The 6,891-nt window shown below is 61.1% G+C and carries 8 protein-coding genes and 1 pseudogene; all 9 read left to right on the top strand.

Features of this window, described 5'->3' with window-relative positions; translation table 11 throughout:
• Positions 1-779, top strand: a 779-nt coding sequence (locus GHO42_RS01170) for a flagellar M-ring protein FliF C-terminal domain-containing protein (RefSeq protein ID WP_306108751.1), incomplete at its 5' end; no start/stop codon positions are given.
• Positions 772-1,794: a flagellar motor switch protein FliG gene (gene fliG, locus GHO42_RS01165; RefSeq protein WP_083369860.1), complete on the top strand. Its 1,023-nt coding sequence runs from the start codon at positions 772-774 to the stop codon at positions 1,792-1,794. The genes GHO42_RS01170 and fliG, both read left to right, overlap by 8 nt.
• Positions 1,795-2,553 carry a flagellar assembly protein FliH gene (gene fliH, locus GHO42_RS01160; protein ID WP_095025521.1) on the top strand — a complete coding sequence of 253 codons (759 nt, stop codon included), beginning with the start codon at positions 1,795-1,797 and terminating at the stop codon, positions 2,551-2,553. It abuts the gene before it with no gap.
• Positions 2,543-3,901 (top strand): flagellar protein export ATPase FliI, encoded by a 1,359-nt coding sequence (fliI, locus tag GHO42_RS01155; protein WP_095024152.1) that lies wholly within the window; start codon positions 2,543-2,545, stop codon positions 3,899-3,901. The genes fliH and fliI overlap by 11 nt, the downstream gene beginning before the upstream one ends.
• 6 nt (positions 3,902-3,907) lie before the next feature.
• Entirely contained in the window at positions 3,908-4,360 is a 453-nt protein-coding gene (fliJ, locus tag GHO42_RS01150) for a flagellar export protein FliJ (protein WP_095002612.1), read from the top strand.
• 105 nt (positions 4,361-4,465) lie between these two features.
• The gene (locus tag GHO42_RS01145) at positions 4,466-4,771 is read left to right on the top strand and encodes an STAS domain-containing protein (RefSeq protein ID WP_095002611.1); all 306 of its coding nucleotides are present in this window, start codon (positions 4,466-4,468) and stop codon (positions 4,769-4,771) included.
• 8 nt (positions 4,772-4,779) lie between these two features.
• Entirely contained in the window at positions 4,780-6,117 is a 1,338-nt protein-coding gene (locus GHO42_RS01140) for an ATP-binding SpoIIE family protein phosphatase (protein WP_095018908.1), read from the top strand.
• 30 nt (positions 6,118-6,147) lie between these two features.
• Positions 6,148-6,510: an Hpt domain-containing protein gene (locus GHO42_RS01135; protein WP_095002609.1), complete on the top strand. Its 363-nt coding sequence runs from the start codon at positions 6,148-6,150 to the stop codon at positions 6,508-6,510.
• A 79-nt stretch (positions 6,511-6,589) separates the two neighbouring features.
• A pseudogene (locus GHO42_RS01130) lies at positions 6,590-6,891 on the top strand (flagellar hook-length control protein FliK); the annotation flags it as partial.

The raw sequence follows: 6,891 nt of genomic DNA, 5'->3' as shown, positions 1-6,891 counted from the left end.
GCGCACCGCAGCAAACCGGCCAGGGAGCTGCTGGCGGGGCGGGCATGATCCAGCCGGGCCAGCCGTTGCTTGATGCCAACGGCCAGCAAATCATGGATCCGGGCACCGGCCAGCCAATGCTGGCGCCGTACCCGGCCGACAAACGTTCGCAGTCGACCCGCAACTTCGAGCTTGACCGCTCCATCAGCCACACCAAACAGCAGCAGGGCAGGGTCAATCGCCTGTCGGTGGCGGTGGTGATCGACGACAAGATCAGCGTCAACCCGGCCAACGGTGAAATCACCCAGGTGCCATGGACCACCGATCAGCTGGCGCGCTTTACCCGTCTGGTGCAGGACGCCGTGGGCTTCGATGCCAGCCGTGGCGACAGCGTCAGCGTGATCAATGTGCCGTTCTCCACCGAGCGGGGTGAAGTGATTGCCGATATCCCGTTCTATTCCCAGCCCTGGTTCTGGGATGTGGTCAAGCAAGTGCTCGGCGTGCTGTTCATTCTGGTGCTGGTGTTCGGTGTGTTGCGCCCGGTGCTCAACAACATCACCGGTCACGGCCGCAACAAGCAGGTGGCCGGTATTGGCAGTGATGCCGAGATGGGCGGCCTGGGCGGTCTGGATGGCGAGCTGGCCAACGACCGTGTCAGCCTTGGCGGCCCGCAAAGCATCATGTTGCCAAGCCCCAGCGAAGGCTATGACGCGCAGTTGAATGCAATCAAGAGTCTGGTCGCAGAAGATCCGGGCCGTGTGGCCCAGGTAGTAAAAGAGTGGATCAATGCCGATGAGTGATAACCGCGCCGCCGCCAACGCCAAGTTGACCCGGGTCGACAAGGCCGCCATTTTGCTCCTGTCGCTGGGCGAATCCGATGCCGCCCAGGTGCTGCGCCATATGGGCCCCAAGGAGGTCCAGCGGGTGGGTGTGGCGATGGCGCAAATGCGCAACGTGCACCGCGAGCAGGTCGAGCAGGTGATGAGCGAATTCGTCGAGATCGTCGGCGACCAGACCAGCCTCGGCGTGGGCTCGGACAGCTACATCCGCAAAATGCTCACCTCGGCCCTGGGCGAAGACAAGGCCAACGGCCTGATCGACCGCATCCTGCTGGGTGGCAATACCAGCGGCCTGGATAGCCTCAAGTGGATGGAACCGCGTGCCGTTGCCGATGTGATCCGCTTTGAGCACCCGCAAATCCAGGCCATTGTGGTGGCTTACCTCGACCCTGACCAGGCGGGTGAAGTGCTCGGCCACTTTGACCAGAAGGCGCGCCTCGACATCATCCTGCGGGTCTCGTCGCTCAACACCGTGCAACCGGCGGCGCTCAAGGAGCTTAACCAGATCCTCGAGAAGCAGTTCTCCGGCAACTCCAACGCGGCGCGTACCTCCCTGGGTGGGGTCAAGCGCGCGGCCGATATCATGAACTTCCTCGACAGCTCGATGGAAGCGCAGTTGATGGACTCGATCCGGGATATCGACGAAGACCTTTCGGGTCAGATCGAAGACCTCATGTTCGTGTTCAACAACCTGGCCGATGTCGACGACCGCGGTATCCAGGCGTTGCTCCGGGAAGTGTCCTCTGACGTACTGGTACTGGCGCTCAAGGGCTCCGACGAGAACGTGCAGGAAAAGATCTTCAAGAACATGTCCAAGCGTGCCGCCGAATTGCTGCGCGACGATCTGGAAGCCAAAGGCCCGGTGCGCGTCAGCGATGTCGAGACTGCGCAGAAGGAAATCCTCACCATCGCCCGCCGTATGGCCGAAGCCGGAGAAATTGCTCTCGGCGGGAAGGGCGGCGAAGAGATGATCTAAGTGAGCAGCGGCGAAACCCCCGGTGATGTAATCCGTGCCAAGGATGTCGGTGCTTTTGATGTCTGGGGTCTGCCCAGCTTCGATCCGTGGCGCGAGCCCGAAGCAGAGCCCGAACCCGAGCCGGTTGAAGAACTGCCCGAGATGGAAGAGGTGCCGCTGGAAGAAGTCCAGCCGTTGACCCTTGAAGAGCTCGAAAGCATTCGCCAGGAGGCCTACAACGAAGGCTTCGCCACGGGTGAGAAAGAAGGTTTTCATAGCACCCAGCTCAAGGTTCGCCAGGAAGCCGAAGTGGCCCTGACGGCCAAGGTTGCCAGCCTCGAGCGCTTGATGGGCAGCCTGCTGGCACCGCTTGCCGAGCAGGATCAGCAGCTTGAGAAAGCCATGATCGGGCTGGTTGAGCACATGACCCGGCAAGTGATCCAGCGCGAGCTGAAAACCGATTCGAGCCAGATCGGGCAAGTGCTGCGCGAGGGTTTGAAGCTGTTGCCGATGGGCGCCGAGAATATTCGCCTGTTTATCAATCCGCAGGACTTTGACCAGATCAAGGCCCTGCGTGAGCGTCATGACGAGCAATGGCGGATTGTCGAAGACGACAGCCTGCAACCGGGAGGCTGTCGCATTGAAACCGAGCACAGCCGCATCGATGCCAGTATCGAAACACGGATCAAGCAGGCCATGAGCCAGTTGCTTGACCAGCTCCACGAACAGGCCCTGCACCCGGCGGCGCCTGATATCGACATCGATCTTGATGCACCTTAAGCGCACCAGTTTTGCCAAGCGCCTGGGCAGCTACGCTCCGGCGGTGTCCTTGCCGGTGCAGCCGGTGGTTGAAGGGCGCCTGCTGCGCATGGTCGGTCTGACCCTGGAGGCCGAAGGCCTGCGCGCGGCCATGGGCAGCCGTTGCCTGGTGATCAACGACGACAGCTTTCACCCGGTAGAAGTCGAAGCTGAGGTGATGGGCTTTAGTGGCAGTAAAATTTTTCTGATGCCCGTAGGCAGTGTCGCCGGCATTGCGCCGGGCGCCCGAGTGGTGCCGCTGGCCGATAATGGTCGCCTGCCGATGGGCATGAGCATGCTCGGCCGGGTGCTCGATGGCGCCGGCCGTGCGCTGGATGGCAAGGGGCCGATGAAGGCCGAAGACTGGGTGCCGCTGGACGGCCCCACCATCAACCCGCTCAAGCGCGACCCCATCAGCGTGCCGCTGGACGTGGGCATTCGCAGCATCAACGGTTTATTGACGGTGGGTCGCGGCCAGCGTCTGGGCCTGTTTGCCGGTACAGGCGTGGGCAAGAGTGTGTTGCTGGGCATGATGACCCGCTTTACCGAGGCCGACATTATCGTGGTGGGCCTGATCGGCGAGCGGGGCCGTGAGGTAAAGGAATTTATCGAACATATCCTGGGTGCCGAAGGCATCAAGCGCTCGGTGGTGGTGGCATCGCCTGCCGATGATGCGCCCTTGATGCGTTTGCGCGCGGCGATGTATTGCACGCGGATTGCCGAATACTTTCGCGACAAGGGCAAGAACGTCCTGTTGCTGATGGACTCCCTGACCCGATTCGCCCAGGCCCAGCGGGAAATCGCCCTGGCCATTGGCGAGCCGCCCGCGACCAAGGGCTATCCGCCGTCGGTGTTTGCCAAGCTGCCCAAGCTGGTGGAGCGCGCCGGCAACGCCGAGGCCGGGGGTGGTTCGATCACCGCGTTTTACACCGTGCTGTCTGAAGGGGATGACCAGCAGGACCCGATTGCCGATTCGGCGCGGGGCGTGCTCGACGGTCATATTGTGTTATCCCGTCGATTGGCCGAAGAGGGCCATTACCCGGCCATCGATATTGAAGCATCCATCAGCCGGGTCATGCCCTCGGTGGTCAGTGAAGAGCATATGCGCCGCGCCCAGCAGTTCAAGCAGCTGTGGTCGCGCTTCCAGCAGGCGCGGGACTTGATCAGCGTGGGCGCCTATGTGCCGGGCGGCGATCGCGAGACCGATACCGCCATTGCCCTGCAACCGGCGATGGTGGGGTATCTGCGCCAGGGGTTGAACGACAATATCAGCCTGGCCGAAAGCGGCGGTCATCTGGGCAGTATCTTCGCCCCGGCAGCCGGAGGTTAATCGACCATGGCCAGTGACAACAGGGCTTCGCGTCTGGCGCCGGTGGTGGACATGGCGGAAAAGACCGAGAAGGCTGCGGCCCAGCGTCTGGGTCACTTCCAGGGGCAGGTCAACCTGGCCAACAGCAAACTGGGTGATCTGGAAAATTTCCGCGGGGAATACCAGGCGCAATGGGTAGACCGCGGCAGCCAGGGAGTCACGGGCCAATGGCTGCGTAACTATCAGTACTTCCTCGGCCAGTTGGAAACCGCCGTTGGCCAGCAGCGTCAAAGCCTGGTGTGGCATCAGAACAATCTCGACAAGGCCCGCGAGACCTGGCAACAGGCCTATGCCCGGGTTGAGGGGCTGCGCAAACTGGTACAGCGCTACGCCGACGAAGCGCGCCAGCTGGAAGACAAGCGCGAGCAAAAGCTGATGGACGAACTGTCCCAGCGCTTGCCGCGCAAAGACGTGTACTGATCGCGTACGTCCTCTGCATCCCGTAGCAGCTGCTACGGGTATTGGCCTGCGGCGGTGCTCACAGAAGCGTCTATAGTTGCACTGACTATCTCGGGAGCAATTCACATGGCAGTGACATCTGAAGTCTCGGCAGATGGCAGTAAGCTGACGATCGCCATCAAGGGCCGGTTCGACTTTGCCAAGCACCAGGAATTTCGTGACGCTTACGAAGAACTCAGCCCCGCGCCCGCCTGCGTAGTGGTGGATTTGAAGGATGCCACCTATCTCGACAGCTCGGCCCTGGGCATGCTGCTGCTGTTGCGTGAGCATGTCGGCGGTGATGATTCTGATATTCGCGTGGTCAACAGCAGCCCGGATGTGCGCAAGATTCTGGGCGTTTCCAATTTCGACAAGTTGTTCGATATCAATTGAGCGGATCGATGCAGCGCCTGCGCAGGCTGCAGCAAACGATAGTGCAGCAGCGCGACCAGATCGCCCGGCACAACGACTACTTGCTCAACGAACAGCGGGTGGCGAAAGCCGTATTTGACCGGGTGGCGCACTCGGGCTGTCTCGATGCCCCCAATATCCGTTATCTGCAATCGCCCTATGCCTTGTTCAATGGCGATTTGCTGTTGGCCGCCTATACGCCCTCAGGGGATACCCATCTGCTGCTCGCCGACTTTACCGGCCACGGTTTGCCTGCGGCGATTGGCGCCATGCCTCTGGCCGAGGTGTTCTACAGCATGACGGCCAAGGGCTACGGTTTGGCGGAAATACTCAGGGAAATGAACGCCAAGCTTAAGCGCATCCTTCCCGTGGACATGTTCTGTTGCGCCGCGTTGCTCTGTGTAAGTGCCCAGCGGCGCTGCGTCGAAGTCTGGAATGGCGGTATGCCCGATGGCTATTTGCAAGCGGCACTCAGCGGTCAGCGCACGGCACTGACCTCGCAGCACTTGCCGTTGGGTGTCTTGCGCGCCGAAGTGTTTGACCATGCCACCCAGGTGTTGCCGATGCTGCCCGGTGATCAGGTGTTTTTACTGACCGACGGTGTGATCGATACCTGTGGCCCCAATCAGCAATTGTTCGGGGTTGAGCGCCTGGAGCGGGTGCTGGATGCCAATCGGCATCCGTTGCAACTGATTGCCGAGGTCGAACAGGCTTTGCGGGATTTTCAGGGGCAGGCCCGGGATGATGTGAGCATGGTGCAGATCACTTCACAGCTGCCGGCTTTTTTGGGGGTGCCGGCGATTGTCTATTCCGACAGTGGCCAATGCAGCCCGCGGGACTGGTCGGCCAGCTTCGAGTTTCGGGCGCCCAGCCTGCAGCAGTTCAATCCACTGCCTTACGTGTTGCAATTGCTCATGGAAGTCCACGGGCTGCGCGCTCAGGGGCCGGTGATTCATGCGGTGCTTGCCGAGCTTTACAGCAATGCCCTGGAGCACGGGGTGTTGGGCCTCGATTCACGGCTCAAGCGCGATACAGGGGGCTTTGCCCATTACTATCAGCAGCGCAAGGAGCGTCTGGCAACGCTCAAGTACGGGTTTGTGCGGTTCTCGTTGCAAGTCGAGCCGATCGGCGAAAGCGGTCGCCTGCTGATCCAGGTAGAAGACAGTGGTGCGGGTTTTGATGTTGCCAGGGTGATGGCCAGGCCACTGGATTTAGACCGTCTGTCGGGACGCGGGGTGAGCCTGGTGCGTCAACTCTGCCCTGCAGCACGTTGGGCACCTGATGGTCGTAGCGCGACCGTGGAGTTTTCGTGGGGGGGTCTGGCATAATCCGCTCATTCTTGATCAAGGAGTGAGCAAGTGTCTGATATTCATATGGACCCGAAAGTGGTCAATGCGTTGCGAGACGTGATGGAGGGAGGGTTTGCCGATCTGCTGGACACCTTCCTCTCCGACTCCGAAGAGCGTCTTGGCCAACTGCACAACGCCCGCGAGGCTTGCGACCTGACGCTGGTTGCCCATAGTTTCAAAGGCAGCAGCAGCAATATGGGTGCCATTCGCTTGGCACATTTGTGCGGCCTGCTTGAAGAGCGTGCGCAAAAGAAGCAACTGGCCGAAATCCAGGAGCTGGTGATCAAAATCGACGATGAATACCAGATGGTCCGGCGCCTGTATCGCGCCGAGCGCCAGCGTTCGGTATCGCCGCATTTTGTATCCCGCTGACTGTGCACTAAAGCTGGCCCGAACCTTGCTGTGACTCTCTGACCTGTACCCATGCCAGCCGTACAGCGGAGAGCCGTTAATGCCCGTTGCTGCCCAAACCCTGCTTCTGACACCTGCCGCCGCAGCCCCTAAAGCCTCGGCGGGCAGTCCTGTGCAGCCTGCCAAGGCTGATGCGCAGCCTTTTGCAAAGGTCTATGCCCAGGCAGCCGACCCGGCGCCAGCCGTTGCCGGTAGCGGCAACCCCTTGCCTGCCGGCAAGACGGAAGGCGCAGTCAGCACTGATCAGGATGACAGTACTGACAAGCCGGGCGATGACGTGGCAACGGCCGATCCGCTGGCCACGCAGCCGGTGGTGCCAGTGCCGGTGCCGGCTGTTGAGGC

This window comes from Pseudomonas sp. FSL R10-0056, from assembly GCF_009600105.1.
Taxonomy (GTDB): domain Bacteria; phylum Pseudomonadota; class Gammaproteobacteria; order Pseudomonadales; family Pseudomonadaceae; genus Aquipseudomonas; species Aquipseudomonas bubulae.
The sequence above is the reverse complement of the archived record's forward strand: the minus strand, read 5'-3'. Positions and strand labels throughout refer to the sequence as shown.

Coding starts and splice junctions, on each gene's coding strand:
- fliG (WP_083369860.1), top strand. CDS start 772: ATGAGTGATAACCGCGCCGCCGCCAACGCCAAGTTGACCCGGGTCGAC.
- fliI (WP_095024152.1), top strand. CDS start 2,543: ATGCACCTTAAGCGCACCAGTTTTGCCAAGCGCCTGGGCAGCTACGCT.
- fliJ (WP_095002612.1), top strand. CDS start 3,908: ATGGCCAGTGACAACAGGGCTTCGCGTCTGGCGCCGGTGGTGGACATG.
- GHO42_RS01145 (WP_095002611.1), top strand. CDS start 4,466: ATGGCAGTGACATCTGAAGTCTCGGCAGATGGCAGTAAGCTGACGATC.
- GHO42_RS01140 (WP_095018908.1), top strand. CDS start 4,780: ATGCAGCGCCTGCGCAGGCTGCAGCAAACGATAGTGCAGCAGCGCGAC.